This is a genomic window from Myxococcaceae bacterium JPH2, from assembly GCA_016458225.1.
Classification (GTDB): Bacteria; Myxococcota; Myxococcia; order Myxococcales; family Myxococcaceae; genus Citreicoccus.
In genome coordinates this window covers 1-1,305 of the sequence record JAEMGR010000109.1, presented here as the reverse complement: position 1 = coordinate 1,305, position 1,305 = coordinate 1, and the positions used below count along the sequence as shown (strand labels likewise).

Below are 1,305 nucleotides of genomic sequence, written 5' to 3'. Positions count from 1 at the left end.
AGCGCTTCGGAGAAAGCGTTGTCGTCCGAGACGCGGGGCCGACTGAAGGAGGGCGTGACGCCCAGCCACTGCAGGGTGGCCAGCAGCGTGGCGCCCTTCATCGGGCCTCCGTTGTCCGAGTGCAGCACCAGCCCCACGGGGCAACCGGCGTCCTGCCAGCAGCGGCGGATGAGAGCCGCGGCGTGCTCAGCCGACTCCTCCTCGTGCACCTCGAATCCCATGATGCGCCGACTGAAGATATCCACCACCAGGTAGAGATAGAGGAAGGTGCCCCTCACCGGGCCCTTCAGGTAGGTGATGTCCCAGCTCCACACCTGGTTGGGCGCGCTGGTGGTGTGCTCGGCCCGAGGCCTGGACGTAGGCGGCCTCGCATGGCCGCGATGAGCCAGTTGCCCGGCTTCGCGCAGCACCCGGTAGAAGCTCGCCTCGCTGGCCACGTACTCGCCCCGGTCCGCCAGCCGAGGGACAATCTGCTTGGGCGACGAATCTCTGAACTCCGCGCTGTTGGCCACCGCCAGGATTCGGCGCCGCTCCACCTCGGACAGCCGGTTGGCGGGCCGGGTATGGGGACCGCACCGCCGGTCCTCGGCTGTCGCTGGTTTTCTCCAGCGTTGAATCGTTCGCGGGGCCACCCCGAGCCGCTCGCAGACAACCTCCAGCCGTACGCCCTTCTCCAGAGCCTCGTCGACGTGGGCGAGTGTCATCTCTCGCTCTTCTCGTCCCCGGAATCGTCCTCGTCTTCCTGGTGCCTCTGGTCCCAGCCCATCGCCTGAAGTTTTTTTTCGAGCACCAGCAGCGCCGCCGTCTCCGCCAGCGCTTTCTCCTTGCGCTGCAGCTCCCGCTCGAGCTCCTTCACCCGCTTCTCAGCGGCGGCCAGCCGCTTGCGCTCCTTGGCCGGCAGTGGCTCCGCCGACGTGCCTGCGAGGGCTCCAGCGGCCGCTTGCTGCCACTCCTTCAGCTGCGCCTCGTGCAACCCCTCACTGCGAAGCACCGCCCCCAGCTCCTCACCGGCAAGCCCCTGAGTCGCCGCCAGCACGCGCAGCTTCTCCTCGGGCGTCCACTTCTTCGGCCCTGACGGCGCAGCGGGCTTCTTCTCTTCGGGCGGAGGCGTCATCGCCGCCACCCTATTCGCCTCCCGCAACCACTGCGACAACGTCGGCTGGGACACTCCCACCTGTCGGGCCAACGCCGCCGCACTCACCGCTCCCGGGCCCACCATCCGCTTCACCATCTGCAACTTGAATGCAGCCGTGTACGACACCGCGTCCTGCCTGCTCTCGCCCCCAAGGCGTCATCAGCTCGGCA

The 1,305-nt window shown here is 68.1% G+C and carries 2 protein-coding genes; both read right to left on the bottom strand.

What is annotated here, in order from left to right:
- Positions 1 to 704: transposase (locus JGU66_36325; GenBank protein MBJ6766243.1), on the bottom strand; the 704-nt coding region annotated here is incomplete at its 3' end.
- Positions 701 to 1,261 carry a transposase gene (locus JGU66_36320; GenBank protein ID MBJ6766242.1) on the bottom strand — a complete coding sequence of 187 codons (561 nt, stop codon included), beginning with the start codon at positions 1,259 to 1,261 and terminating at the stop codon, positions 701 to 703. The genes JGU66_36325 and JGU66_36320, both read right to left, overlap by 4 nt.
- Positions 1,262 to 1,305 lie beyond the last annotated feature (44 nt).